Origin of the sequence: Paraburkholderia sp. (assembly GCF_049581445.1) — a bacterium.
In the GTDB taxonomy this organism is placed as follows: Bacteria; Pseudomonadota; Gammaproteobacteria; order Burkholderiales; family Burkholderiaceae; genus Paraburkholderia.
This window is the reverse complement of record NZ_JBAURZ010000341.1, coordinates 20,566-46,256: the sequence shown is the minus strand read 5'-3', so window position 1 is coordinate 46,256 and position 25,691 is coordinate 20,566. Positions and strand designations below refer to the sequence as shown.

Sequence of the window (25,691 nt, the reverse complement as noted above, 5' to 3'; positions counted from 1 at the left end):
AGGTAACGAAGATGTCGTTGAAGAATAAAGTCGCTCTCGTGACGGGCGCAGCAAGCGGTATTGGCGAACAGTGCGCGCGTAAGCTCGCGAGCCTTGGCGCCGCCGTGGTGATCGCCGATCTGAATCTGGAGAACGCGCAGAAGGTGGCGAGCAGCATCGTCGCAGAAGGCGGCAAGGCATTGGCCGTGACGATGGACGTCACGAACGAAGAAGCCGTGAATAGCGGTATCGAGCGTGCGGTGAAAGAGTTGGGCAGCATCGATGTGCTGGTGTCGAATGCGGGCATCCAGATCGTTGCGCCGATCGAAGACTATGCGTTCTCCGACTGGAAGAAAATGCTGGCCGTCCATCTGGACGGCGCCTTCCTCACCACCAAGGCTGCCATCAAGCATATGTATGCGGGCGGCAAGGGCGGCTCGATCGTCTATATGGGCTCCGTGCATTCGCACGAGGCATCGAAGCTCAAGTCCGCTTACGTGACCGCCAAGCACGGTTTGCTGGGTCTTGCGCGTGTCGTTGCGAAGGAAGGCGGTTCGCGCGGCGTGCGCGCGAACGTGGTGTGCCCCGGTTTCGTGCGCACCCCGCTCGTCGACAAGCAGATTCCCGAGCAGGCCAAGGCACTGGGTATCTCCGAAGAAGAAGTGGTGAAAAACGTGATGCTGAAGGAAACCGTCGATGGCGAATTCACGACGGTTGAAGACGTCGCCAATACGGTGGCGTTCCTTGCAGGCTTCGAGTCGACGGCGTTGACCGGGCAATCAGTCATCGTCAGCCACGGCTGGGCGATGCAATAAGGAGTTCGTGTATGCGCAGCAGCACAAAAAGAACAGACCGGCAGCCGGGCGCATTTGAGCTGCCGCGCTACGACGAAATTGCACTCGTGCTTCAGGGCGGCGGTGCGCTTGGCTCCTATCAGGCGGGCGTCTATGAGGGTTTGACGCAAGCCGGTGTAGAACCGCACTGGATTGCCGGCGTATCGATTGGCGCGCTGAACACTGCGATCATCGCCGGTAACGCGCCAGAAAAACGCGTGGAGGCACTACGCGGATTCTGGAATGCGATCTGCCATCCGCTTGACTGGTTGGGTAGCCTGGGCGCCTGGACGTTGCCCGGATTGGGCATGGAAGAAGCGTCGCGCAAGTGGGCCAGCATGTGGGCCGCAGGGCGTGCGCTGACGGAAGGTCAGCCAGGGTTTTTCTCGCCGCGCTTTCCGCTGCCTATGGCCGGATTCGGCAAGACAACGCCTAATGCCGTGAGCTATTACAACACGGCAGCGCTGCGGGAAACCTTGTTGAAGTTTGCCGACTTCGACCGTATCAACGATGGCGAGGTCCGGGTTTCAGTCGGCGCGGTGAACGTGCGGACCGGCAACCTGGTGTACTTCGACAACAGAAAGATGCGGCTCGCGCCGGAGCATTTCATGGCCTCCGGTGCGTTGCCGCCGGGCTTCCCTGCGGTTGAAATCGACGGCGAATACTACTGGGACGGCGGTCTCGTTTCCAACACGCCGCTCACTGAAGTGCTTCGCGACGCAGAGCACAAGGACACCCTGGTGTTTCAGGTGGACCTGTGGAGTGCGCGTGGCAACGCGCCGGGCGATTTCCTTGATGTCTCGGAGCGCGCCAAAGACATTCAGTATTCGAGCCGCACGCGGGCGATTACCAGCATGCTGGCTGACCGGCAGAAACATGCCCGTTTCATCAAGGAACTGCTGGCGCACGTCCCGCCGGAGGTGCTGAAATCAGACCCGTTGTTCCGGCTGGCTGAAGAGGTCGCGGACGGCAGCGCAATCAATGTCGTGCATCTCATCTACAAGAACAAGCCGTACGAGGGGCATTACAAAGACTATGAGTTCAGCGTCGATACGATGCAGGGGCACTGGGAGAGTGGTCTGGAAGATATCCGCGACTCGCTCTCGCATCGCGAGTGGTTCGACGTGCCAAGCCGCGAACAGGGCTTCGTGACGCATGACGTGCATCGTCCGGCGGATTCGGTGCCGCAGTCGGATCGTGACACGCTTGAACTGCCAACCGCAGTGGAAAAGAAACTCGCGGCTTGAGTGCCGGGTCTAGCCGTCCATCCTGAAGCGACTTTCAAATGATGGACGGCGGTGAGTGCGTGGCCATGAACCTGCGGCCGGTATTGACCGCCTCACAACCCGGGTATTGCGACACCAAAGGTCTGCAATAGCAACACCACATTCAGCGCCAGAATAACCACGGTTCCAAGGATCGCTGCGCCGGTCACCCATCTACGATTCGCAAACGGACCCATCACATCGCGGCGTGAGGTCAGGATCACCAGGGCGATCATGGGCACGGGTAAGGCGAAGCTCAACACGACCTGGCTATAGACGAGCGCGTTGGTAGCGTTCACACCTAGCGCGATCACGATGAAGGACGGCACCATCGTGACGAGTCGGCGAATCCAGACTGGCAGGTGCAGGCCCGTGAAGCCTTGCATGATCATTTGCCCTGCCATCGTTCCCACCACGGAGCTGGATACGCCAGATGCCAGCAGCGAGACGAGAAAAATGCCCGCCGCTGCAGTGCCGACCAGCGGCGTCAGGCTGTGATAAGCGGTTTCTATTTCGGCGACATCGGGATGGCCCGCGTGAAATGCACCCGAAGCCATGATTACCATCGCCATATTGACGAGCCCCGCTACCGTGAGGGCAATCAACACCTCAGCGTTCGAAAAACGCACCAGCTTGTGGCGTGCCGAATGACTTTGTGCCCGCGCGCGATTTTGCGTGAGCCCCGAGTGCAGGTAAATGGCATGCGGCATGACTGTCGCCCCGAGGATACCCACAGCGACAGACAGCGCGCCAGCACCGTGCAGTTGAGGTATCAAGCTCCCCGCTGCGACAGCCGACCAGTTGGTATGCACGATCAGCAGTTCGAGCACGTAAGACAATGCGACCGCCGCCACGAGGCCGCCAATGATCAGTTCGAGAGGGCGGAAGCCTTGCTTCTCGCCTGCAAGAATGGCATACGTCACGATTCCGGTGATGACCATCCCGAGCAGCAAGGGAATGTGAAACAGCAGTGAGAGGCCGATTGCGCCGCCGAGAAACTCGGCGAGATCAGTCGCCATCGCCGCGATTTCGCTCACGCCCCACATCCCATAGACCACAGATGCCGGAAAATGCTGACGGCTTAGCTCGGCGAGGTTGCGGTTCGTGACGATGCCGAGTTTGGCTGAAAGCGCCTGAAACAACATCGCAATCAGGTTTGCACCAAGCACCACCCAAAGTAACGAATAGCCGTACTTTGCGCCCGCCTGAATATTGGTGGCGAAATTGCCGGGATCCATGTACGCGATGGAGGCGACGACAGCGGGTCCGGCAAACAGCAGCTTTGAACTCCAGCGATGGTTGCGCCCGGCCAGCACGTCGGCGATGGCTCGCGATGTGCTCTCGCTCATTCCCAATTGTCCTTCAGCAGTGCTCATCTCGATCCTCCAGCCCAGGCAAGCGCACCAACGCTTTGGCACGAGCAAATAGTGCCGGGAATCCTGCGGAAAGAACAATTGATCCTTCCAATAATGTCGATTAGGGTTTCTCGCGTTCTCGAAGCAAATGAGAGGTATAAATGCTATCTATTGGAAAGAAACAGGCGCCGTTGCTATGATTTTCGGACCACTCGCGATTCACGGTAACTCGTGTCGTCATAGCGGGTTTTGTCGAAAACTCAGGAGGACACATGGAAGCTGCAGGTGACATGGCGGGGCATACAACACCCACTAACGATGAGATGCGTGAGGTGGCAGCGAGAATATTCGACTTCGCCCGCAACGGCGAAACGGATGCGTTACAGACTGTCATTGAACGGGGCGTGCCTCCGAATCTGCGTAACGAGCGGGGCGACAGTCTCATCATGCTGGCTGCCTATCATGGACACGCTGCGACGGTCGGCAAGCTGATGGCGCTGAAAGCAGATCCCAACCTGACGAATTCGATGGGACAGACGCCCTTGGCAGGTGCGGCGTTCAAGGGATTTGCTGAGGTGGTTCGCGTACTGCTCGACGGGGGCGCTGATGTCGAAGGGCCATCGCCAGACGGCAGAACCGCGCTGATGATTGCCGCGATGTTCAACCGCACCGATATCATTGATCAACTGCTTGAGCGGGGTGCCAATCCAGATGCTCAGGACGTCAATGGCGCCACGCCACTGGCGGCTGCCCGGTTGACGGGTGCGAAGGACGCAATTGCACGGCTCGAGAAGATCAACGGCTGACTTGAACGGACAATATGGTCGAGCGGAGAGCAGGGCATATCTGCAAAGGGCTCGGCCAGAACTGGCACGCGTCAACATTGAAGGCCTTGCCCGCTTGTCAGCAAGCTGGATTAGCTGGAGTAGTAAAGCTGAAGAATGGTAAATCGGCGCGCACGGCCCTCAAGCATTTGCATCGCCGAAGCCAGATTGAGAATGACAAAAGGCTCACCCTGAGAGTCTGCGATAACGGGAGCGGGCAGCGGAAACTGCATGCGCTCGATCTGTTTTTCCCCTTCCAGATGGGCAAAGCCACGCGTGCGATTGACGGCCGCGGCGAGCCTTGCTCTAGTGACCGTCACATAGCGGAACCGTCCACCGAACTTCGCTTCCATCTGTTGTAACTCGTCGGCTTCAGGAGTGGCGATATAAACGCCCAGCTCTGTCTCGATCAGACGCCCCGGCGTCAGATGGGATACATACGCGGATTTCATGGGACCAGTTCCTCCACAAGTGCGATTGGTTCTCGCCCTGAAGTCACGCTGTAGCGCAGACCACACGCAACAGTCGCCCAGGATGGTACGTATTCATGGATTGTGCCCCTTTGTTTGAAAAAAAAGCCATGCGTCATCAGAAAACGATGATGCATGGCGAGCTTACGAGTACCGATGGAACATTTAACAGCGCGCGGCAGTTACATTAGCCGCGGAGCTTTTCGATTGCAGCGGCGACGCCTTGGCCGTATTCGGTGTCGGCAAGCGTGCAGTGCTTGATGTGCCGTTCCTGAACCGGACGTGATACTCCCGCAATGGCCCGCGCAGTGTTATCGAACAGCGCTTGTTTCTGGGCCGGTGACATCTTTCGGAACAGATCGCCCGCTTGCGAGAAATAGTCGTCGTCGACGCGATGGTTCCAGTGATCCGCCGCACCTTCGATCGACAACGGCGGCTCGCGATAATCCGGTTGCTCGGTCCATTCACCACGCGTATTGGGTTCGTACGCGATCCTGCTGCCGTGATTGCCGTCGATCCGGCCCGCGCCGTCGCGGTGGTAGCTGTTGTAGTTAATGGTCGCACGCGGGTAGTTCACTGGAATCTGTGCGTAGTTGATGCCGAGGCGATACCGTTGCGCGTCCCCGTACGAGAACAAACGCCCCTGGAGCATCTTGTCCGGTGAAAAGCTGATGCCCGGAACCACACTTGCCGGCGCAAACGCGGCTTGCTCCACGTCCGCGAACTGGTTGTCGGCGTTGCGATTCAGCTCGAATACACCGACTTCGATGAGCGGGTAATCGGACTTCGGCCAGACTTTGGTCAGGTCAAACGGATTCACCTTGCAGGCCGATGCCTCTTTCTCCGGCATGATCTGCACCGACATCGTCCAGCGCGGGAAATTTCCCGCTTCGATGCTTTCGTAGAGGTCACGATGATGAGACTCACGGTCCCGGCCGATCAGCGCGCCAGATTCAGCGTCCGTCAGGTTCTCGATGCCCTGTTGTGAACGGAAGTGGAACTTCACCCAGAAGCGCTCGTTGGCAGCACTGATAAAGCTGAACGTATGGCTGCCGAAGCCGTGCATATGGCGGTACGAGCGCGGAATACCACGGTCGCTCATGACGATCGTCACCTGGTGGAAGCTCTCGGGCAACTGCGTCCACCAATCCCAGTTACTCTCTGCGTTACGCATACCGGTGCGCGGGTCGCGCTTGACCACGTGATTCAGGTCAGGGAATTTCAGCGGATCGCGGATGAAAAACACGGGCGTGTTGTTGCCCACGAGATCCCAGTTTCCTTCCTCGGTATAAAACTTCAACGAGAAGCCTCGGATATCACGTTCAGCGTCCGCTGCGCCACGCTCGCCCGCGACCGTTGAGAACCGCGCGAACATCTCGGTTTTCTTGCCGACCTGCGAGAAGATTTTGGCCCGCGTATATTTCGTGATGTCGTTCGTCACGGTAAAGGTGCCAAATGCTCCCGATCCCTTTGCATGCATACGACGCTCTGGAATCACTTCACGATCGAAGTGTGCAAGCTTCTCAAGAAACCATACGTCCTGAAGCAGCGCGGGACCGTTGGGTCCGGCGGTTTGAATATTCTGATTGTCAACAACCGGCGCACCGAACACTGTGGTGAGAGGCTTCTTTTGCATACTCCGCTCCGTTTTCCGTGAGATAGACTTCGGTCCAACCGACGAATCGTCCTGTTCGTGTTGGAGTGGGTGAACAATATCAAGTCCTTGAACTTTCTTGAATTTGTCCTTTTCTACCATCGAGATAGGCGATTCCTAATGGAATGAGAAATTTCAATAGATTTCGCCTAACGCCGGTCCTAAGCCCCTCAAGCCTTGGCCGCCGGTGCCGTTAGCACGGTAAACCTGTCCATAAAACGGCCGGGCCGCGTGCGTCCGGGCAGAACGCAGACTACCGACAGACTATGAAGCGGGTTGAAGTGTTGGCCGTGCATGGCCGGAGTATGTTTTCCCATGGATGACGTTTCCATTGAACGGAACGCGAATGACAGCGTTGCCGCGCGCGCACCGGCGATCGAAGCCCAACTACGGGCGGCGCGCGACTGCGGCCGGCAGTGGGCTGGGACATGGGCCTGGTATCGCGCAGGCGAGGAGTTGCACCTCGCCGCACAGGGCGGCGACGCGTCGTTCGACTGGCCGCAAGACATCGCCGAAGGGCGGCTCACCCGGCTATGCTCGCTGCGCGGGTGGCTGCGCTGGCCTACAGGCCGTGGCGACAGTGTGCTCGGCTGGCTGGTCGCGCCCGCCGAATTCGCGGGCGACGAGTCCCTGCTGGAATTTGCCCGAAGTTTGGGCGAGCGAGTGCAGGCTGACGCCCTCGCGCGCGCTCAGAACACCCAGCGCGTGTTGTATGAGATCGCCTATCTGGCGAGTTCGGTACGCGATCGCGCGGAGTTTCTGCGGCGTGTGCACGAGCATCTCGGTACGCTGATCGACGCCGAAAACTTCTACCTCGCGCTTTACGACCGCAAGAGCGGCAAGATCACCTATCCGTATTATGTGGACGTGATCGACACCGATGTGATTGAGGCGGAAAACTACGACATCCTCAACCCGGAGCGTCTGTCGATGACCGCGTACGTGCTGACGACCGCTCAGCCGTTGTTCATCGATGCCGCGATGATGCGCGCGGCTGAGGACGAAGGCATCATCTGTCCGATCGGCGACCGTCCCGAGTTCTGGATGGGGGCCCCGCTGAAGAATGCCTCGGATGAAGTGTTCGGCATGCTGGCGATGCAGGTCTACGACGTCTCACGCATCTACAGCGCCGAGGATCGCGCGCTGTTTCTGGTAGTGGCGCGACACGTGGCCATGGCGCTCGATCGCATCCTGCACCGCGCGGATCTCGAGGAGCAGGTCGCCCGGCGCACGTCTGAACTGTCGCGCGTCAACGAGGCGTTGCGCGAAGGTATCGCGGAGCGCGAACGCGCAGAACACCTGCAAGCGACGCTCTTCCAGATCGCGGAGCTTTCGAGCCGTCCTGGCGACATGGTCGAGTTCTTTCGAAGCCTGCATCAAATCGTCGGAGAGTTGCTACACGCGCGCAATTTCTACATCGCACTCTTCGATACTGAAACGCAGCTCGTTTCGTTTCCCTACTACGTCGATGATCGTTTGCACGAGCCGCCGCTACCGCGCCTCGGACGACGAGGACTTACTGAATATGTGATCCGCCAGCGCCGCCCGTGTCTCATTGACGCGGACGGTGCATTACGCTTGATAGCCAAGGGCGAGATTGATATGAGCAGCGAGGGCGTGCGTCTTTGCTCATGGCTCGGCGTACCGCTGTTCGATGGTGACGACGTGCGCGGAATGCTCGCTGTTCAGAGCTACGAATCACTCGTGCGCTATACGCAGCGTGATCAGGAGTTGCTGACGTTCGTCTCGCGCCACATCGATACCGCGCTGTCCCGCCGGCGTGCCGCCGAGGCGCTGCATACGGCGAACGCAGAACTTGAAGCTCGCGTGCAGATTCGTACGCGGGAGCTGGATAACGCCAACGCTCGCCTCGTGCATGAAAATTCGCATGACGCGCTGACGCGCCTGCCCAACCGGAGCCATTTGCTGCAAAGTCTGGAGGCAGCGTGGGGCGCATATTGCGCGATCGGTCATCCGGTGACGGTGATGTTCATTGATCTGGATCGCTTCAAGTTCGTGAACGATAGCCTCGGCCATCATTGCGGAGACCTGCTGCTCGTGCAGGCGGCCGAGCGCTTGCGTGGCTGCTTGCGCACGACTGACTTGCTGGCGCGTCTCGGTGGTGACGAATTTGCTGTTCTCTCACCGGAAGTTCCCGTAAGCGATGCCGTCGCTATCGCGGAACGCATTCTCGCGGCATTCGACCTGCCGTTTGATATCGACGAACATGTCGTGTTCTCGTCATGCAGCATCGGCATCGTGAATGCCGACAGGCAGTACCACGGCAAGCCAGCCGATCTCCTTCGCGACGCCGACATCGCAATGTATCGCGTGAAAAACGCGGGACGCGACAGCTTCATGGTGTTCAACCATGAGCTGCGCCGGGAGGTGCTGGATCAGGTGGAGCGCGAGGGCGCGCTGCGCAATGCGCTCAAACGCGACGATGAACTGTTGCCTTTCTTCCAGCCGATTGTCGACGTAGCGACGGGCAAGGTTGTTGCGCTCGAGGCGCTGATTCGATGGCGGCAGCCTGATGGGCGCATCGTCGGTCCGGGCGAGTTCTTGCCGGGTGTCGAAGGGTTGCGGTTGATAGGACGCCTCGACCTTTACATGCTTACGCGTATAGCCATCATTCTTGCGAAGCCGCAGCACGCGAATTGGCCGCCTGTGCACGTGAACTGCTCGAGCTTTAGCATGACGCGTCCCGAGTTCGCCGACGAAGTGCTCGCGCTGTTGCACCGGCACGGTGTGGCGCCGTCGCGAGTGTGCCTCGAATTGACGGAAGGTGCGCTAGTGGCGGAACCCGAGCTCGCGCGCGACACGATGCAGCGTCTTGCGGACAATGGCATGTCGGTTGTGCTGGATGATTTCGGGGCGGGCTTTTCGTCGTTGAGTTACGTGCATCAGTACCGCTTCAGCGGTCTGAAGATTGATAAGTCGTTTATCTTCGAACTCACCACGAGCCCGCGCAGCCGCGCGATTGTGACGGCAATCGTGCGTATGGCGGAATCGCTTGGGCTCGCGCTTGTCGCGGAAGGTGTCGAGGATGCCGAGACGCTTGCCGTGCTGCGGGAAATGGGTGCGGCCCAGGCACAAGGTTATTTCTTCGACAGACCGATGCCGCTCGAAGCGCTTCTACGCTCGCCCCACTGGGAGCGGCTGACTTACCGGGCTGCGGAAATACCGGCTTTCTGACCCGGCGAAGAACTGTGGCGCTTGACATTCCAACGATTGGAAGGTTGACGATGGTGCACTCAAGTCATTCACCGATCAAGGAAGTCACAATGAAAGCCAACCGTTTGCTTGCTACCGCCTCTGTCGTTCTTGGAATCGTCACGTTTGGCGCCGCATTCGATGCGAGCGCGCAGCAATCCGGCGCGATGGCCAATGGCCAGATGAACATGTCTTCCGGACAAATGGCGATGCCTGCGCAAGCCGGTGGCACGACGTCTGCATCCACTCAGGCGTTCGAGCAGAACGCTGCGAACATGATGAAAAACATGAGCGCGCCCGGATACACCGGCGATACCGATGCGGACTTTGTGGCGCACATGATTCCGCATCATCAAGGCGCGGTGGACCAGGCCAAAGTGGAACTCGAGTACGGCAAAGATCCACAAATGAAGGCACTGGCGCGGAAAATCATCAAGGCGCAGAACGAAGAGATTGCCTACATGAAGCGGTGGCAAGCCAATCATAAAGAGAGTGAAGGGAAGTAACGGGGCGCGCGGCACTTGTTCTGGCCGCGCCCGCAAATGCGGTTGGCGAAGCTACGCGGATTGATCAATCCCGCGCATTCAGTGGCCGTGTCGCTCTCCGACCGCGATGGGCGCATGCTTCGACTGTTTGCTCAGCATCAGCGTGACGACAGCGGACACCGCCAGGGTTGCGCCGACCACGTACAAGCCCGCGGAGTAACTACCTGTCACGTTCTTGAGCCAGCCAATCACAAACGGACCAACGAAGCCCCCCAGATTGCCGACCGAATTGATCATCGCGATGCCCGCCGCCGCACCGGCGCCCGACAGGAACATGCTTGGCATGGCCCACAACGGCGCTTTGGCCGCGCTGATGCCGATGTTCACAATGACGAGAGCCAGAATGATCATCAAGGCTGTGGTGGCGCCGCCTGCCATGACAAAGCCAAGACATGCCACCACACAAGGAATGACGACGTGCCATGTGCGTTCCTCGGTGCGATCCGAATGCTTCGCCCATACGATCATCGCGACGACGGCGAGGATGCCTGGTACACCGGCCAGAAGACCCGTTTCGAATGAGCCGAATCCATACTGACGGATGATCAGCGGCGCCCACAAGCCGAGCGTGTACAACCCGGCCGAGGTGCCGAAGTAGATCAGTGCCAGCGCAAGCACTCGCGGATCGCGCAAAGCGCTCAGCGCGCCTGCAGTATGACCCGCATGCGACTGCTTCGCGTCGGCTTCCATTTTCATCTTCGCAGTCAGCCATTCACGCTCTTCGGGCTGAAGCCACTTTGCTTTAGACGGCGTGTCAGTCAAATACTTCAGCACGAAGAAGCCGAGGATGATTGCGGGCACCGCTTCGAGAATGTAGAGCATCTGCCAGTCGGCAAAACCGGCAATGGGATGCAGTTTCATGATCGCGCCAGAGAGTGGTGAACCGATTGCCGTGGAGATCGGCGCAGCGGCCATGAACCATGCCGCGGCCACCGCGCGTTGACGCGCCGGGAACCACAAGCTGAGGTAAAGAATGATGCCGGGAAAGAAGCCTGCTTCGGCAACGCCCAGGATAAATCGCAGCGCATAGAAGCTGTTCGGACCGACCACGAAGGCCGATGCAAACGACACCATCCCCCAGGTCACCATCACGCGTGCGATCCACCGGCGCGCGCCGACCTTATGAAGAATCAGGTTCGACGGCACTTCGAACAGAAAGTATCCGATGAAGAACAGTCCGCCACCGAGTCCGAATGCCGTCGGCGAAAGACCGATGGCCTTGTTCATCGACAGCGCGGCGAAGCCCACATTGACGCGGTCAAGAAAACTCACGAAATACAGCAACATCACGAACGGAATGATCCGCAGCATGAGCTTGCGGGTCACCCGGCTTTCGAGATCGGAAATCATTGTCTCCTCCTTGGAGGCTTGAGCCGTGCTCTATTCAGAATCGGATTCGGCATACCGTGCGCGTCGTGGCCGTCGAGTGCGGCGCGGGTTTGTTCGGCGCGCAGGCTGTTTAAATGTGATCGCTAATCAGGCGTGTCGACCGCTCCTGCCATCGCGGATATACCGGGAGGTACTGTGAGTTGCCGCGCCAGGACGAGCGGGTTCCCGGCCGCCGGATGGCGGCCTGTGAAGATCAGGCTCTAGCGGAGCCGCTTAAATTGCTTAAGCGGCGTTGGCTGCGGGCGCCGCAGCTTTCTCGATGAACGCGCAAACGGCGGCCGTCACTTGCGCAGTCGTTGCGGTGCCGCCGAGGTCGCCGGTATGCAGTGACTTGTCCGCGGTCACAGCCTCGACGGCTTGCATCACGCGCTGCGCGGCGTCGAATTCGCCGAGGTGTTCAAGCATCATGACGACCGACCAGAACGTGCCGACCGGGTTGGCGAGACCCTTGCCCATGATGTCGAAGGCGGAGCCGTGGATCGGCTCGAACATCGACGGAAAGCGGTGTTCGGGATCGATATTGCCTGTCGGTGCGATGCCCAGGCTGCCGGCGAGTGCGGCGGCGAGGTCACTGAGAATGTCAGCGTGCAGATTGGTGGCGACGATCGTGTCGAGCGTCGCGGGACGGTTGACCATGCGCGCCGTGGAGGCGTCGACCAGTTCCTTGTCCCATTTGACGTCCGGGAATTCCTTCGAGACTTCGAGCGCGATCTCGTCCCACATCACCATGGCGTGGCGTTGCGCATTGCTCTTCGTGATGACCGTCAGCAGCTTGCGCGGACGGGATTGCGCGAGACGGAACGCAAAACGCATGATGCGCTCGACGCCGGCCCGGGTGAGAATGGATACGTCCGTCGCGGCTTCGATCGGATGCCCCTGGTGGACACGGCCGCCCACGCCAGAATATTCGCCCTCCGAATTTTCGCGGACGATGACCCAGTTCAGGTCCTCAGGCTTGCAGCGCTTCAGCGGTCCATCGATGCCTGGCAGGATGCGGGTAGGGCGGACGTTCGCATACTGGTCGAAGCCCTGGCAAATCTTCAGACGAAGACCCCACAAGGTGATGTGATCGGGAATGTTCGGGTCGCCGGCCGAGCCGAACAGGATTGCGTCCTTGCTGCGGATGGCGTCGAGTCCGTCCGCCGGCATCATTACGCCGTGCTTACGGTAGTAGTCGCCGCCCCAGTTGAAGTTTTCGAAATCGAATGCGAACGACTTCGTGGTCTTGGCGAGGGCTTCAAGGACCTTCGCGCCAGCGGGTACGACTTCCTTGCCGATGCCGTCGCCAGGGATGGTTGCGATGCGATAGGTTTTCATGTCTCCGTCCTTCATGTGTTGGGTGTGTGAGGTAACTTTACCCATGTCTGGAAGCAAAAACCGATGCTAGACTCAAAGCATCTTTAACTTGAATTCACAAGTGAAAGCTATGAGCGATACCGTCCTCCCGTCTGATCTGAGCTTTTTCTCGACGCTTGCCGCGTCCGGCAGCCTGAGCGCGGCGGCGCGGGAGCTTGGCCTGACGGCAGCAGCGGTCAGCAAGCATTTGACGCAGATGGAGAGTCGCGCTGGCGTGGGTCTGATCAACCGCACCACACGCCGGATGATGCTAACGCCGGAAGGTGAGTTGTATCTCCAGCATGCGCGCAGGATTCTCGACGAGATCGATGAACTGGCCGAATTGCTGGGAACGTCGACGAGGAGTCCGAAGGGATTGCTGCGGGTCAACGCGACGCTGGGGTTTGGGCGCAGCCATGTTGCCCCCGCGATTTCGCGGTTCGTCGCGAAGTATCCGCAGGTCCAGGTTCAACTTCAGTTGTCGGTCACACCGCCGCCGTTGACGGACGATACCTTCGACGTCTGTATTCGCTTCGGCGAGCCGCCCGATGCGCGGGTTATCGCGCGGCGGCTGGCGGACAACCGGCGCTTGCTGTGTGCCGCCCCCTCGTACATTGCATCGCGCGGGATGCCGACGACCGCCCACGATCTTACGCGCCACAACTGCATCGGCATTCGCCAGGGCGACGAAGCGTATGGCGTGTGGCGTCTGACTTCGGGAAGAGGGGCGTCGCGCAAAACGGAAGCCGTGCGGATCAGTGGAACGCTGACTACGAACGATGGAGAAATCGCAGTGAAATGGGCACTTGAAGGACACGGCATTTTGATGCGAGCCGAGTGGGACATCCAGCAGTATCTGGCTGACGGTTCACTGGTCCGTGTATTGCCCGATCACGACACCCCGAACGCCGATATTTTTGCGGTGTATTCGCAGCGGCATCAGATGTCGAACCGCATTCGCGCATTTGTCGACTTTATCGCTCAGGACCTGCGAAGCGAAGCAAGTGCGCGAGCGTAGCGCGCTGTGGAGTTTTTGGCGAACGTTGAGCGCGAGTGCGCTGGGCACGATGGCCAACGGCGTGCTCACGCTGTGCGAGTAGCCTAGAAGGCATGCTCAGTTGCTATTACCTCGCGAGCCAACCCAGCGTGCCTCGGACGCTTTCAAATGCGCCCGCATCGCAGTTTGCGCTTCGAGTGCGTCGCGCGCTGCCAGTGCGGCCACGATCATTTCATGCTCATGCAGCGCCGCGCTCCATGTCGAGTCGTTTTCGGTTTGACGGCGCAACTTCTCCGCAATCGGTGCGTGACGCTCATCAAAGAGTTCGCCGACCAACCTCGTCAGGACCGGATTCTGCGCCAGTGCGGCAATGAAGAGATGGAACTGTCGATCCGCCACGACAGGCGATCCGCCCTCAACGATTGCACGACGCATCTCACCAAGTAATGCATTGAGCCGCGCGATGCTGTCGTCGGTCACGTGAGCGCAGGCAAGCGCCGCGACGCAGCCTTCGATTGCCGCGCGTGCCTGCATGATGTCGCTAGGGCTGTCGCCGATCTTGTCACGCAGCGCATCGGACATGGGCGCTGGGGATCCAACGAACAGACCGGAGCCCATTCTGATCTCGACCACACCCTGAATCTCAAGCGCAATGAGGGCCTCCCGAACGGAAGGCCGCGACACGTTCAACTGCTGTGCCAGGTCTCGTTCGGGCGGCAACCTGTCGCCTGGAGAGAGTTGATTGGCCGCAATATAGGCTCGGATCTGGTCTCCGATGAGGTGATAAAGGCGACGGGGCTGTACTGACTGAAGATCCATATCCGAAGTGTCTCAACGTTCACGAGCTTGAATTGGTCTGACCGGATACCTTGCAAACTTAAAGATTTTTGCGGGTTTACCCTTGAGAAATCGGCTGAATTGAGCCTTGATACTCCGTGTTTTCCCTTTGTTTTCGAAAGTGGCTTGACCAATTGCTGCCGCGAAAACTATTCTACCCTCAACAAAGCACCGTGTGCCGCGGTACTTCAGAAGCCATAAAACTAACCTGATGCGGGCGGCTGAACGTCGCGGCGCCTGGCGTTTTTGCGCATCGCAAGACACGGACATACGAGCCCCAATGCGGGGGCTTTTGTCTTGCGATCGACGCTGATCAATATCCTTGGAGGTATGTTAGTCATGCTGACGGTTATCTGTGAAAAGCCGGGAACACTTCTGTCCGAGACGCGCCAAACCCCTGAACGTATGAAGGGCGAGGTCTTGCTCAGAGTCCGGCGCGTTGGCGTGTGTGGTACTGACATGCATATCTTCACGGGAAACCAGCCCTACCTTCAATATCCCCGGGTGATGGGGCATGAACTGTCCGGCACAGTCGAAGCGGCCGACGACGATTCCGGCTTAGAGTATGGCGATCCCGTCTACGTGATGCCGTATCTTTCGTGCGGCAAATGTATTGCCTGTCGTAACGGCAAAACGAATTGCTGCGTGAACATTCAGGTTCTAGGCGTTCACCGCGACGGCGCAATGACCGAGTATCTGAGCGTGCCAGCCCAGTTCGTCCAGAAAGCCGAAGGCATTACCCTTGATCAAGCGGCCATGCTTGAGTTTCTTGCGATCGGCGCGCATGCCGTTCGACGCGGAGACGTGGGCGCAGGGCAGCGCGTGCTGGTGGTGGGCGCAGGCCCGATTGGCATGGCAGCCATGATCTTCGCGAAGCTTCGCGGCGCAACGGTGACAGCGCTCGACTCACGTGAAGACCGTCTAAGGTTCTGTTCCGACAAGATTGGTGTGGCAGCGTCAGTGTCGCTTGGAGACGCCGACGCGGAAAAACTGAGCGATCTCACCGATGGCGAGTTTTTTGATGTCGTGTTCGATGCGACAGGCAACGCAAATGCGATGCGTCGCGGTTTCGATTTCATTGCTCACGGTGGAAAGTACGTATTCATTTCCATCGTACGAGATGTCATTTCGTTCTCGGACCCGGAATTTCATAAGCGGGAAGCCACGCTGTTGGGTAGTCGCAACGCAACGCAAGAGGACTTTGACACGGTTCTAAAGGCCATGCGCGCTGGACTGATTCCTGACGAGGCCTTGAATACCCACCGTTTGCAACTCTCGACCCTTCCTGCCGATTTTCCCAAACTACTCGACCCTTCCGCTGGTGTCGTGAAAGCGATTGTCGAATGCTGACGGGCAGGAGTTGAGAATGACCGTCAAGACCTGCCCGATTCTCCAGTTTGGTACCAGTCGATTCCTGCAAGCGCACGTCGATCTTTTTGTCTGCGAAGCAGCACGTCGCGATCCGGATGATGCATTGGGAAAGATCGCCGTCGTGCAGACGACTACGAGTGCGCAGAGCCGCGCCCGCATCGATGCACTCCGTTCAACGGGGCGATATCCTGTCCGCATTCGGGGTTTGCGTCGCAAGGAGCCGGTCGATCTGAGCATTGAGTGCGATAGCGTCGCCCAGGCGTTCCACGCTGACGATGACTGGAGGACATTACTCCAGTCCATCCAGCACGACGTGAAAGTAATCGTCTCCAATACGGCTGATAGCGGTTATGCCCTGTTTCTCGAGGATAAATCTTCCAGCTTGACCGCCGAATCTGCACCTCGCGGATTTGCAGCGAAACTGGCCGTCTTGCTCCACGCACGTTACCGTGCTGGTGGCGACGCGATTACCATCCTTCCTTGCGAACTGGTTTCTCGCAACGGCGATGTCCTGCGTGACCTCGTGATCTCCGTCGCTCGCGACTGGCAAGCGGACGCGGGCTTCCTCAATTATCTGAGCCATGGTTGCATCTGGGTCAATTCGCTGGTCGACCGGATCGTTTCCGAAGCGATTGAGCCGGTTGGAGCGGTGGCCGAACCCTATGCCTTGTGGGCCATTGAACGTCAGGAAGGCATGATGTTGCCCTGTCGGCACGAGAGCATCGTGCTAACAGACAAGCTTGCCGATTTCGAGCGCCTGAAGCTGTTCCTGCTCAATCTGGGGCACACGATGCTTGCGGAGTCCTGGCTCAATACGAATGGCGACGCGAGTTCAACGGTGCTCGATGGTATGCGCAACGAGGCCTGGCGTTCTGCACTCGAATCGACGTGGAAGGACGAAGTGCTTCCGGTTTTCGACGCCCTTGGGCAGTATGAGAGGGCCCAAGACTATCTCAACGAGGTGCGCGACCGGTTCGAGAATCCGTTTTTGGCGCACCGTCTTGCCGATATCGCCAACAACCATCAAGAAAAAAAGCAGCGCCGTCTCAAGCCGGTCGTCGATCTGGCTGCGGAAATGGGTATACGGGTCGAGCAGAAGCGGCTCAGGGCAGCATTGGCCGGTAACTAGTTACGCGAGTGGTCCCCCTTGTTGTTAAATTAGAAGCGATCGGTCCAACCGGCGAGCCGGCAAGCGGAACCGTTAGCCATGAAGTAAAGGAGACAAGCATGCGCAATATGCGTTGGATTGTGATACTTCTTTGTTTTCTCGCGATCTCCGTGAATTACGTTGATCGCGCGAATCTCGCTGTTGCCGCACCGCAGATCCAGAAGGCGCTCAGCATCGGTCCGGCTCAAATGGGTTTGATCTTGAGCGGATTTTTCTGGACTTACGCGTTGATGCAGTTGCCGTTCGGCTGGTTCGTTGATCGCGTCGGAGCGCGTATCGCCTTGCCGCTCGCGGTCGGCTGGTGGTCGCTTTTCACGGCGCTAACCGCGAGTGTATCGAGCGCGGCTGCGATGTTCGGCTGCCGTCTGATGCTAGGTGTGGGCGAGGCTGGCGCATACCCTTCCTGTGCGAAGCTCGTCAGTCAATGGTTCAAGCCGGCACAACGTGCGTTTGCTACCAGTATCTTCGATAGCGGCTCGCGCGTCGGTTCTGCGCTCTCGATTCCTATAGTGGCCCTGATCATCGGCACGCTGGGCTGGGAAGCGTCATTTGTCATCACGGGCGCAGTCGGTTTCGTCTGGGTCCTCGGATGGTTTCTGATTTACCGGAATCCTTCACGCGGCGATTTGACGGGCGAGCCTGATGCTGTTTTGCCGCCGCAAACCGTACCGACTCAGAAAGTCACGTGGCTTTCGCTCTTCAAGCATCGAACCACGTGGGGCATGATGCTTGGCTTCTTCTGCCTGAATTTCGCCATTTACTTCTTTATCACCTGGTTCCCAAGCTACCTCGTTCAAACGCGTGGCTTCTCGTTGAAGTCGCTCGGCACATTAGGGATGATTCCCGCGTTGTTTGCCATCCCTAGCGGCTGGCTTGGCGGCTTTGTGTCCGATGCGCTGTATCGGCGCGGCTGGAGTCTCACGGCAGCGCGTAAAACCTGCATCGTGGGTGCCATGCTGCTCTCTTCGATCATTACGCTTTGTGCATTCACGTCGGATGTGTACCTGATGCTGGCGTTTTTCGCCATCGCCTACGGCAGCCTTTCATTCGCGGGCGCTAGCATCTGGGCGCTGCCCGGAGATGTTGCGCCGACACGCGATCACGTGGCGTCGCTGGGCGGCATTCAGAATTTTGCGTCGAATCTCGCCGGTATCGTCATCACGACTTTCACCGGCATGATGGTTTCAATGACGCATGGATCCTTCACGATTCCGCTGTGCGTCGCGGGAGGTTTCTGCTGTCTTGGTGCGTTCAGCTACCTCGTGATCGTAAAGAGAATCGAGCCATTTTCCATGGGCGGCGACAGCGACGCTCTCGCGGAGAGTCACGCCCATTCCCCGGTATAAAACATCATGTCTACTTTGTCAGCCGTATCGGACCGCGCAATCATTCGTCTGCATGCCAACGACGATGTCGTCATTTCAACGCGTCAGTTGATGTCGGGCGCGCGCCTCGAGTCAGAGAATCTCGTGGTTACCGGGCTTATCCCGCCGGGCCATAAGATTGCAACACGCGACATCGCCGCCGGTGAACCGGTGAAGCGCTACAACCAGATCATCGGTGTGGCGAAGGAAAAAATTTCGCGCGGCCAGCACGTCCACACGCATAACCTCAGCATGGCTGAGTTTTCGCGCAATCACGAGTTTGGCGTCGACCTGCATCCCACGGACTATGTTGACAGGCCGGCTACGTTCATGGGTATCCGGCGCCATGACGGACGCGTTGCGACCAGAAATTTCATCGGCATACTAACCAGCGTCAACTGCTCAGCGACCGTTGCAAGGGCGATTGCCGATCATTTTCGACGCGATGTCCGTCCGGATGCGCTCGCGGATTATCCGAATGTCGACGGGGTGATTGCACTTACCCACGGACTTGGTTGCGGGATCGATACGCTGGGCGAGGGCCTTGCGGTCCTGCGTCGCACGCTTGCAGGGTATGCGGTTCATCCGAATTTCTACTCGGTTCTGTTCGTCGGGTTGGGTTGCGAGACCAACCAGATCGCAGGCGTTCTGGATTCTGCCGGCCTGAAAGAAGGCGAGCAGATACGCGGCTTTACGATCCAGGACAGTGGCGGGACGAGAAAGACCATCGAGCGCGGCATCGAGATGGTAAAGGAGATGCTGGTCGATGCAAACCGGGTCAGCCGGGAACCCGTGCCGGCGTCGCATATTATCGTGGGTTTGCAGTGCGGTGGCTCCGATGGATATTCGGGAATCTCGGCGAATCCGGCCTTGGGGGCTGCTGTTGACCTTCTCGTGCGCAACGGCGGTACTGCGATTCTCTCTGAGACGCCGGAGGTCTACGGTGCGGAGCATCTGCTGACACGTCGTGCAGTGAGCCGGGAGGTGGGCGAAAAGCTGCTGGCGCGAATTGCGTGGTGGGAAGCTTATTGCGCAAGAAACGGCGCTGAGCTTAATAACAATCCGTCAGCGGGGAACAAGGTCGGCGGATTGACGACCATTCTTGAGAAATCGCTTGGAGCCGTCGCCAAGGGCGGCACAACGAATCTCGTCGAGGTCTATGAATACGCCGAGCGGATTGACGCCAAGGGCTTCGTCTTCATGGACTCGCCGGGCTACGATCCGGTGTCGGCGACGGGCCAGGTTGCGTCGGGCGCGAATGTTATCTGCTTCACGACCGGACGCGGCTCGGCGTACGGCTGTGCGCCGTCACCGTCCCTCAAGCTCGCGACGAATACCGCGTTGTGGGACAGGCAGGAGGACGACATCGATATCAACTGCGGCGGCGTCATTGACGGCACCACAACCATCGCACAACTCGGCGATGCGATATTTCAGCGCATCCTCGAATGTGCGTCTGGCGTCGCGTCCAAGAGTGAGGTCTACGGCTACGGGCAAAATGAGTTTGTGCCCTGGCAACTGGGCGTCATAACCTGATCGTCGAGAGCGGGCAACTGCGGTTATTCCGCTTTGGGCCCTGTCACTCGCCCAAGGAAACTGCGCATGAGCGCCGCGATCTCGTCAGGTTTCTCGTTCAGTGCAAAGTGGCCAGCATCGAGAATATGAACCTCAGCTTTCGGCAGATCGCGCTGATAGGCCGCAACTTCGGCGACCTGGAACGACGGGTCGTATTTCCCCCAGACGACAAGTGTTGGGGGTTGGTGCGCTCGCAGCCATGCCTGCCAGGCGGGATAACTGGCTACGTTGGTCTGGTAGGAGTAGAAGAGGTCAGTCTGTATGTCCGCCTCGCCCGGACGGCTCAGGAAGGCGAATTCGTCCGTCCAGAGGTCGGGGTTGATCGTCTCTGGATGTGGATTCGAGCCCACATGACGTTGTCGCGTCGAGGCCAGCGACAGGAAATTCTCGCGAAGCGCGGCCTCGTTTGCTGACCGGTCCTTCCAGAATTTCCTCCGCGTGTCCCAAAGCGGCCCCAGCCCGTCTTCGTGGCTGACCGCATTCTGTATGATCAGTGCGTCGATCCGCTCCGGATGCGTCACCGCAAGACGCATGCCGATGGGTCCTCCATAATCCTGCACGTAAAGCACATAGTGGTGAAGGCCCAAGGCTTCGGTGAAGTGCTGCGTGACTTCTGCCAGATGATCGAACGTGTACGAGAAGTCTTTAGCACTCGGGGCATCGCTGTGACCAAACCCAGGATAATCCGGTGCAATCAGATGGTATTGGTTAGACAGGCGTTCAAGGAGCGGGTCGTACATGCGCGACGAAGACGGGAAGCCGTGAAGGAGCAAGATGGTCGGCGCGTCGGGCGGACCGGCTTCCCGATAAAAGATTGACAGGCCGTCGACCTTGACGCTGCGATAGTAGACTGGCTCGTCTGTCGCGGTGTTTTGCGTCAGTGGCGCAGCATGAACCTGACGGGCCATTACTATGCTAAGGCAGGCAATGGCAACAGCAAGAAAACGCAGCTTGAACATGGGGGCTCCTTTTGACCTGACAGGAATCCTGAAGGATGCCACTAGCTTGCTGATAGCTTCCGAATGGTCATCTTAGCCAGGCAACTTGATCCGAACAAGTGATGAGGACATTCCCTTTGCCATGGCCAGCGAAACAATTCCATGGCCATGAGCCGCATGCGTGCTGGCACGGTGCCGAACCACATGATTGACGCACAGGAACAATTGAATTGCTGCGAGCGCGGTAATTCTGCGTTGAAAATCGCCGAGAATAATGCTATCTGCGATCTCATCCGAGACGTCGCGAGGCGCGAGTCCCGTCCTGTTTAACTTGCGCGTCGCCTTATCCTTATCAGGAAAGCAATGAAAAAGCCGCTCAGAATTGATTTTGTTTCCGATATCGCGTGCCCGTGGTGCGCTGTCGGTCTATCCTCGCTCGAAGTTGCACTCTCGCATCTTGGCGAGACTGTCGACGCCGAACTGGTCGTGCATCCGTTCGAACTGAATCCGAATATGGTCGATGAAGGCGAAGTCCTTATTGAACATATCGGCAAGAAATACGGGCGCACTCCGGCGCAGGTACTCCAGGCACAGGCCGAGCTTCGCGAGCGCGGAGCGAATGTGGGTTTTACCTTCGGCCAGCGTTTGCGCATCTATAACACCTTTGATGCGCACCGCCTGTTGCATTGGGCCGGCATCAAAGGCAAACAATTGCCACTCAAACAGGCGTTGCTCAAGTCCTACCATGGCGAGGGCAAATCCACGAGCGATCATGATGTATTGGTTGAAGCCGCGGAATCTGTGGGTCTTGACGGCGCAGAGGCGCGCGCAGTCTTGCAAGGCGGTGATTACGGCAACGAGGTTCGTGCGGAAGAAGAGCATTACCAGGCCATGGGCATCCATTCGGTGCCGTCGATCATTTTCAATAATCGCTACCTGCTGACGGGCGCACAACCTGTCGAAGCCTTCGAGCAAGCCATTCAACAGATGCTGGCCGAGGCGTAATGTGACCTCGACGGCGCAACTTCGGTTCGCCGTCGAGTCCTGAGTGCCTGCTCTGGACCAGTTGATTTTGAAAAACTGGAGGTTCGATAGGGTCCGTGATTCGCTAAGATTGCGGCGTGATCTTCAGCTACAGGCCGCACATGATTCGCTCGACCCTCGCGGAACATTTTGACGCAACGCGCTCCCGCGAAGCGGGGCTGGTCCACGGGCAGGTCGAACAGATCAAGCAGTACGGGCCTGCGGTAACGATACTCAGGATCCGCCTCGCGCAAGGCGAAGCTTTCGCCTGGTCGCCGGGACAATATATCGACGTGCTGGCTGACGACGGGCGTTTCAGGAGCTTTTCGCTCGCTCAGTCCCGCCTCCAGGACGGATGCATCGAACTTCATGTTCGCCGCATTCCCAACGGCATATTCAGCGACCGTGCAATGCGCACGCTCAGGCGCGGTGACAGCGTTTCATGGCGCGGACCGTTCGGTGATTTTGGCTGGCAATCCAGACCCGCAGCAGCACACGCGGTTTTCATCTGTACCGGGACCGGCTTTGCCCCGGTTAGAGCGATCGTTGACGCCACTTTGTCGGAGGCCTGGAATCGGCCGGTTTCGCTTTACTGGGGCGGCCGCGGGTCTACCGACCTGTATCTGCAGGATGTCGCCCGTGAATGGGCCAACTCGCACGACAACTTTCGCTTTGTTCCCGTGCTGTCGCGCAGCGTCGAAGGTGTCGACGATGGACGCTACGGGCGCGTGCAGCACGCAGTCATGGAAGACTTCGGTTCGCTCGCGGACGCTGACGTGTACGCATGCGGTTCGCCCGCGATGGTGGCCGATGTCCGCGACACGTTGATCGCGCAACGCGGTTTGCCCCCCGAGGCGTTTTTCGCCGATCCATTTGGCGAAATTGCAACGAAGCCGCCGTCCAGCCTGGGCGGCGACATTCGCGTCAAGGCCAATGGCATCGATCATCGGGTCTCAGCCGATCAAACCCTGCTGACCGCGCTACGCAGCTCGGGCGTGGAAATTTCCAGCATCTGCGGTGGCCGCGGTGCATGCGGGACGTGCCTGATCGAAATCGACGATGCGTCGTGTGCGACGTTGGCGCCGCCACGCGGCGACGAACAGGATTTGCTCGAATGCCTGCCCAACGTCACGGCCCGATCGCGGCTCGCGTGTCAGATACGGCTCGATCAATCGGCGAGCGGTCTTTCTTTGTCCATTCATTCAACCCCCAACCCCTGCAAACAATAACGGAGCATTTCCCCATGAGTACAGTCGACTTGACGGACCTCGAACGTGTCGGCGCTTCATTCGCTGCCGATACCATGCTGACCGTGCGGGACAAGACCCGCGCCGCAATCCATGCAATTGCCGGGCGATGCCATCCGGGCATGGTCGAGGAAGACGCGGTCGAAATGGCGAAGGACATCCTCAAAGCGGCCGGCATGCGGCGCGGCTGGCACGACGTCTACGTGAGGTTCGGCTCCAATACGACCAAGACTTTCGGTGCGCCGTCGGACCCTGGCATCGTGCTGGGCGCCGACGATATCTTCCTGATCGACATCGGGCCGGTCTGGGAGCAATGGGAAGGCGATGGTGGCGACACCTTCGTCACTGGCACGGATGCCGACATGGCCCGCTGCGCGCGCGATGCGAAAGCACTGTTCCATGAGGTCCGCGCCAAGTGGCGTGACGACAAGCTGACAGGCGAGGCGCTCTATCAATTCGCCGACCGTCGTGCAAGCGAACTGGGTTGGAAGCTTAACCTCGATCTGTCGGGTCACCGGATCTCCGATTTTCCGCATGCGGCGGTTTACGAAGGTCCGCTTGCCGAGGTTCCGTTCACACCTTCGCCGCTACTTTGGGTGCTCGAAATTCATATCCGGCATCCTGAGAAGGCGTATGGCGCATTCTTCGAAGACATGCTGCTGGACGATACGTACTTCTCAGACGAAGTCTGACGTCCGAAACGGATTTAATGAGGATGGCTAAAGGCGTCATGCAACGGCATGACGCCTTTGCCGCTTTCTAGTCGTTCAGGCTTTTCCAGCTTGCTGCCAGCCGCGTGACCGCTTCCTCGAGTTCGTGCTCGTCAAGGCTCGCGAAGCCTAGTCGGAGCCCCGAAGTCGGCTCGCCCGACATCGAGTAAGTTGCGCCTGGCAAGAGCTTCACGCCGTGCAGTGCGGCACGCGCGACCAGTTTGCCCACGTCAACGGTGTCGGCGAAACGCACCCAGAAGGCGAGGCCGCCATCGGGTACGTCGAACTCGATCGCCGAGCCGAAATGACGCTTTAGGAGGTCGGCAAACAATAGGCGCCGCTCGTCGTAAATGCGCAGCACCTTGCGCGCGTGACGGCGGATTTCGCCGGCTTCCATCATCTCCGCCACCGCGCGTTCGGTGGCTGGATCGCCCTGACGATCGATCAACAGGATCTCTTCAGCCACCCGATCGACAAACCGCTTAGCCCCCGCGATATAGCCGCTTCGCAAGCTCGGCGTGAGCAGTTTCGAAAGCGAGCCGATATAAGCCACCTTGCCCCATTGGTCCGCGCTTGCAAGCGGCAACATGGGACGATGCGAGAAGTGGAATTCGTGATCGTAGTCGTCCTCGATGATGGCGAAGCCAAATTGATCGGCCAGCGCGAGCAGCCTCAAGCGCCGTTCCGGCGGTAGCAGAACGGTCGTCGGAAATTGATGGTGCGGCGTCAGATACACGCAGCGAACCCGCTTGCGCCGGCAAATCTTCTCAAGATCATCGAGTCGCATACCCTTGTCATCGACATGGGCGGTGACGACCTCAACGCCGTTGGCGAGAAACGCCTCGCGCGCGGGCGGGTAACTCAATGACTCCAGCACAGCCGTGTCGCCGGGTTGCGTCAGCACCCGTGCGGCGATAAAGATCGCCATCTGGCTGCCGCGTGTCAGACAGATGGTTTCGGCGGTCGTGTTGAGGCCGCGGTCGGCGTTGAGCATCGCCGAGATCGAACTGCGCAGTGCCCAGGTGCCACGCGGATCGCCATATCCCAACTGATTGCCACGGCTCAACAACATCAGGCTGCGCCGATACGCGCGCGCCATTTCGTTGACGGGAATGAGCCGCGTGTCCGGCGCGCCGTCGTCGAACATCAGCTTGCCTGGCTCGGGCAACAGGAAATCGACGCGACTCTTTTGTCCCGGCAAGCGAAAGTCCGGTTCGTCGGGCACGCGTGGCGCTTCGACGGGGCGAAACGCGAACGCGGCCGGTTGCGCGGTCGGCAAACGGGGCGACACGAACGTGCCACGGGCACGTTCAGGCGTCAGCCAGCCCTGGGCGGTGAGTTCGTCGTAAGCCAGGATGACGGTTTTGCGATTGACCTCAAGCGAGTCTGCCAGATCGCGGCTGCCCGGCAGCGCGTCGCCCGGCTGGAGGCGCCCGCGGCGAATTTCTTCGATCAGGGCGTGAACGATCTGCAGGTAAGGCGGGGTTTTCTGATCCCGGTTGATCGTAATACCCATCTCCGACGGTCGCAGCATACTGGTCCACCCTTGTTTAATTTTCTGGATGATTCATCTGGTCCAACGGAATCGTAGCATCGGTT

At 58.9% G+C, this 25,691-nt stretch carries 21 protein-coding genes; 13 read left to right on the top strand and 8 right to left on the bottom strand.

Translation table 11 applies throughout. From position 1 onward, the window contains the following. The first annotated feature begins 11 nt into the window (after nucleotides 1–11). Nucleotides 12–794: a 3-hydroxybutyrate dehydrogenase gene (locus WCA85_RS28470; protein WP_424068206.1), complete on the top strand. Its 783-nt coding sequence runs from the start codon at nucleotides 12–14 to the stop codon at nucleotides 792–794. 11 nt (nucleotides 795–805) lie between these two features. Next, complete coding sequence (locus WCA85_RS28465; protein ID WP_424068205.1) at nucleotides 806–2,059, top strand: DUF3734 domain-containing protein; 1,254 nt, start codon at nucleotides 806–808, stop codon at nucleotides 2,057–2,059. 92 nt (nucleotides 2,060–2,151) lie between these two features. Here WCA85_RS28465 and WCA85_RS28460 read toward each other — a convergent pair whose 3' ends face one another. Next, nucleotides 2,152–3,453 carry an Nramp family divalent metal transporter gene (locus tag WCA85_RS28460; RefSeq protein ID WP_424068204.1) on the bottom strand — a complete coding sequence of 434 codons (1,302 nt, stop codon included), beginning with the start codon at nucleotides 3,451–3,453 and terminating at the stop codon, nucleotides 2,152–2,154. A 251-nt stretch (nucleotides 3,454–3,704) separates the two neighbouring features. Between WCA85_RS28460 and WCA85_RS28455 the strand changes: the two genes are divergently transcribed. Then, nucleotides 3,705–4,238, top strand: a complete 534-nt coding sequence (locus tag WCA85_RS28455; RefSeq protein WP_424068203.1) for an ankyrin repeat domain-containing protein — start codon at nucleotides 3,705–3,707, stop codon at nucleotides 4,236–4,238. 110 nt (nucleotides 4,239–4,348) lie between these two features. Here the strand turns inward: WCA85_RS28455 and WCA85_RS28450 are convergent, their stop codons facing one another. Beyond that, nucleotides 4,349–4,708 carry a hypothetical protein gene (locus tag WCA85_RS28450; protein ID WP_424068202.1) on the bottom strand — a complete coding sequence of 120 codons (360 nt, stop codon included), beginning with the start codon at nucleotides 4,706–4,708 and terminating at the stop codon, nucleotides 4,349–4,351. Nucleotides 4,709–4,913: 205 nt separating this feature from the next. After that, nucleotides 4,914–6,362: a catalase gene (locus tag WCA85_RS28445; protein WP_424068201.1), complete on the bottom strand. Its 1,449-nt coding sequence runs from the start codon at nucleotides 6,360–6,362 to the stop codon at nucleotides 4,914–4,916. Nucleotides 6,363–6,695: 333 nt separating this feature from the next. Between WCA85_RS28445 and WCA85_RS28440 the strand changes: the two genes are divergently transcribed. Both WCA85_RS28440 and copM read left to right on the top strand, forming a co-directional pair. Then, entirely contained in the window at nucleotides 6,696–9,575 is a 2,880-nt protein-coding gene (locus WCA85_RS28440; RefSeq protein WP_424068200.1) for a sensor domain-containing phosphodiesterase, read from the top strand. Nucleotides 9,576–9,664: 89 nt separating this feature from the next. Continuing rightward, the gene (gene copM / locus WCA85_RS28435) at nucleotides 9,665–10,099 is read left to right on the top strand and encodes a CopM family metallochaperone (protein WP_424068199.1); all 435 of its coding nucleotides are present in this window, start codon (nucleotides 9,665–9,667) and stop codon (nucleotides 10,097–10,099) included. A gap of 78 nt (nucleotides 10,100–10,177) precedes the next feature. Here the strand turns inward: copM and WCA85_RS28430 are convergent, their stop codons facing one another. Next, complete coding sequence (locus WCA85_RS28430; RefSeq protein WP_424068198.1) at nucleotides 10,178–11,488, bottom strand: MFS transporter; 1,311 nt, start codon at nucleotides 11,486–11,488, stop codon at nucleotides 10,178–10,180. Between the two features lie 261 nt (nucleotides 11,489–11,749). Further along, nucleotides 11,750–12,844, bottom strand: coding sequence for a tartrate dehydrogenase (locus WCA85_RS28425; protein ID WP_424068197.1), 1,095 nt, complete (start codon nucleotides 12,842–12,844; stop codon nucleotides 11,750–11,752). Between the two features lie 109 nt (nucleotides 12,845–12,953). Between WCA85_RS28425 and WCA85_RS28420 the strand changes: the two genes are divergently transcribed. After that, nucleotides 12,954–13,880, top strand: a complete 927-nt coding sequence (locus WCA85_RS28420) for a LysR substrate-binding domain-containing protein (RefSeq protein ID WP_424068196.1) — start codon at nucleotides 12,954–12,956, stop codon at nucleotides 13,878–13,880. A 96-nt stretch (nucleotides 13,881–13,976) separates the two neighbouring features. Here the strand turns inward: WCA85_RS28420 and WCA85_RS28415 are convergent, their stop codons facing one another. Further along, nucleotides 13,977–14,678, bottom strand: coding sequence for a FadR/GntR family transcriptional regulator (locus WCA85_RS28415; protein WP_424068195.1), 702 nt, complete (start codon nucleotides 14,676–14,678; stop codon nucleotides 13,977–13,979). 357 nt (nucleotides 14,679–15,035) lie between these two features. On the opposite strand from WCA85_RS28415, the gene WCA85_RS28410 reads away from it, so the two are divergent. The 4 genes from WCA85_RS28410 to WCA85_RS28395 all read left to right on the top strand — a co-directional run bounded on the left by WCA85_RS28410 (nucleotide 15,036) and on the right by WCA85_RS28395 (nucleotide 20,135). Continuing rightward, the gene (locus WCA85_RS28410) at nucleotides 15,036–16,046 is read left to right on the top strand and encodes a zinc-binding alcohol dehydrogenase family protein (RefSeq protein WP_424068248.1); all 1,011 of its coding nucleotides are present in this window, start codon (nucleotides 15,036–15,038) and stop codon (nucleotides 16,044–16,046) included. 16 nt (nucleotides 16,047–16,062) lie between these two features. Then, complete coding sequence (locus tag WCA85_RS28405; protein WP_424068194.1) at nucleotides 16,063–17,196, top strand: mannitol dehydrogenase family protein; 1,134 nt, start codon at nucleotides 16,063–16,065, stop codon at nucleotides 17,194–17,196. 98 nt (nucleotides 17,197–17,294) lie between these two features. Continuing rightward, nucleotides 17,295–18,581 (top strand): MFS transporter, encoded by a 1,287-nt coding sequence (locus tag WCA85_RS28400; protein WP_424068193.1) that lies wholly within the window; start codon nucleotides 17,295–17,297, stop codon nucleotides 18,579–18,581. A 6-nt stretch (nucleotides 18,582–18,587) separates the two neighbouring features. Next, nucleotides 18,588–20,135 (top strand): UxaA family hydrolase, encoded by a 1,548-nt coding sequence (locus WCA85_RS28395; RefSeq protein WP_424068192.1) that lies wholly within the window; start codon nucleotides 18,588–18,590, stop codon nucleotides 20,133–20,135. A gap of 23 nt (nucleotides 20,136–20,158) precedes the next feature. On the opposite strand, the gene WCA85_RS28390 is transcribed toward WCA85_RS28395, so the two are convergent. After that, on the bottom strand, nucleotides 20,159–21,082 hold the full coding sequence (locus WCA85_RS28390) for an alpha/beta fold hydrolase (RefSeq protein WP_424068247.1): 924 nt from the start codon (nucleotides 21,080–21,082) through the stop codon (nucleotides 20,159–20,161). Between the two features lie 393 nt (nucleotides 21,083–21,475). Between WCA85_RS28390 and WCA85_RS28385 the strand changes: the two genes are divergently transcribed. The 3 genes from WCA85_RS28385 to WCA85_RS28375 all read left to right on the top strand — a co-directional run bounded on the left by WCA85_RS28385 (nucleotide 21,476) and on the right by WCA85_RS28375 (nucleotide 24,074). Further along, entirely contained in the window at nucleotides 21,476–22,117 is a 642-nt protein-coding gene (locus WCA85_RS28385) for a DsbA family oxidoreductase (RefSeq protein ID WP_424068191.1), read from the top strand. A gap of 140 nt (nucleotides 22,118–22,257) precedes the next feature. Beyond that, nucleotides 22,258–23,364, top strand: coding sequence for an FAD-binding oxidoreductase (locus WCA85_RS28380; protein ID WP_424068190.1), 1,107 nt, complete (start codon nucleotides 22,258–22,260; stop codon nucleotides 23,362–23,364). 14 nt (nucleotides 23,365–23,378) lie between these two features. Next, a complete protein-coding gene (locus WCA85_RS28375; RefSeq protein ID WP_424068189.1) occupies nucleotides 23,379–24,074 on the top strand; it encodes a M24 family metallopeptidase in 696 nt (231 codons plus the stop codon). 67 nt (nucleotides 24,075–24,141) lie between these two features. Here the strand turns inward: WCA85_RS28375 and WCA85_RS28370 are convergent, their stop codons facing one another. Next, complete coding sequence (locus WCA85_RS28370; RefSeq protein ID WP_424068188.1) at nucleotides 24,142–25,626, bottom strand: PLP-dependent aminotransferase family protein; 1,485 nt, start codon at nucleotides 25,624–25,626, stop codon at nucleotides 24,142–24,144. Between the last annotated feature and the right edge of the window lie 65 nt (nucleotides 25,627–25,691).

What these genes read in the sequence shown, in the direction of transcription:
- WCA85_RS28470 (WP_424068206.1), top strand. Translation starts at nt 12, where the DNA reads ATGTCGTTGAAGAATAAAGTCGCTCTCGTGACGGGCGCAGCAAGCGGT.
- WCA85_RS28465 (WP_424068205.1), top strand. Translation starts at nt 806, where the DNA reads ATGCGCAGCAGCACAAAAAGAACAGACCGGCAGCCGGGCGCATTTGAG.
- WCA85_RS28460 (WP_424068204.1), bottom strand. Translation starts at nt 3,453, where the DNA reads ATGAGCACTGCTGAAGGACAATTGGGAATGAGCGAGAGCACATCGCGA.
- WCA85_RS28455 (WP_424068203.1), top strand. Translation starts at nt 3,705, where the DNA reads ATGGAAGCTGCAGGTGACATGGCGGGGCATACAACACCCACTAACGAT.
- WCA85_RS28450 (WP_424068202.1), bottom strand. Translation starts at nt 4,708, where the DNA reads ATGAAATCCGCGTATGTATCCCATCTGACGCCGGGGCGTCTGATCGAG.
- WCA85_RS28445 (WP_424068201.1), bottom strand. Translation starts at nt 6,362, where the DNA reads ATGCAAAAGAAGCCTCTCACCACAGTGTTCGGTGCGCCGGTTGTTGAC.
- WCA85_RS28440 (WP_424068200.1), top strand. Translation starts at nt 6,696, where the DNA reads ATGGATGACGTTTCCATTGAACGGAACGCGAATGACAGCGTTGCCGCG.
- copM (WP_424068199.1), top strand. Translation starts at nt 9,665, where the DNA reads ATGAAAGCCAACCGTTTGCTTGCTACCGCCTCTGTCGTTCTTGGAATC.
- WCA85_RS28430 (WP_424068198.1), bottom strand. Translation starts at nt 11,488, where the DNA reads ATGATTTCCGATCTCGAAAGCCGGGTGACCCGCAAGCTCATGCTGCGG.
- WCA85_RS28425 (WP_424068197.1), bottom strand. Translation starts at nt 12,844, where the DNA reads ATGAAAACCTATCGCATCGCAACCATCCCTGGCGACGGCATCGGCAAG.
- WCA85_RS28420 (WP_424068196.1), top strand. Translation starts at nt 12,954, where the DNA reads ATGAGCGATACCGTCCTCCCGTCTGATCTGAGCTTTTTCTCGACGCTT.
- WCA85_RS28415 (WP_424068195.1), bottom strand. Translation starts at nt 14,678, where the DNA reads ATGGATCTTCAGTCAGTACAGCCCCGTCGCCTTTATCACCTCATCGGA.
- WCA85_RS28410 (WP_424068248.1), top strand. Translation starts at nt 15,036, where the DNA reads ATGCTGACGGTTATCTGTGAAAAGCCGGGAACACTTCTGTCCGAGACG.
- WCA85_RS28405 (WP_424068194.1), top strand. Translation starts at nt 16,063, where the DNA reads ATGACCGTCAAGACCTGCCCGATTCTCCAGTTTGGTACCAGTCGATTC.
- WCA85_RS28400 (WP_424068193.1), top strand. Translation starts at nt 17,295, where the DNA reads ATGCGCAATATGCGTTGGATTGTGATACTTCTTTGTTTTCTCGCGATC.
- WCA85_RS28395 (WP_424068192.1), top strand. Translation starts at nt 18,588, where the DNA reads ATGTCTACTTTGTCAGCCGTATCGGACCGCGCAATCATTCGTCTGCAT.
- WCA85_RS28390 (WP_424068247.1), bottom strand. Translation starts at nt 21,082, where the DNA reads ATGGCCCGTCAGGTTCATGCTGCGCCACTGACGCAAAACACCGCGACA.
- WCA85_RS28385 (WP_424068191.1), top strand. Translation starts at nt 21,476, where the DNA reads ATGAAAAAGCCGCTCAGAATTGATTTTGTTTCCGATATCGCGTGCCCG.
- WCA85_RS28380 (WP_424068190.1), top strand. Translation starts at nt 22,258, where the DNA reads ATGATTCGCTCGACCCTCGCGGAACATTTTGACGCAACGCGCTCCCGC.
- WCA85_RS28375 (WP_424068189.1), top strand. Translation starts at nt 23,379, where the DNA reads ATGAGTACAGTCGACTTGACGGACCTCGAACGTGTCGGCGCTTCATTC.
- WCA85_RS28370 (WP_424068188.1), bottom strand. Translation starts at nt 25,626, where the DNA reads ATGCTGCGACCGTCGGAGATGGGTATTACGATCAACCGGGATCAGAAA.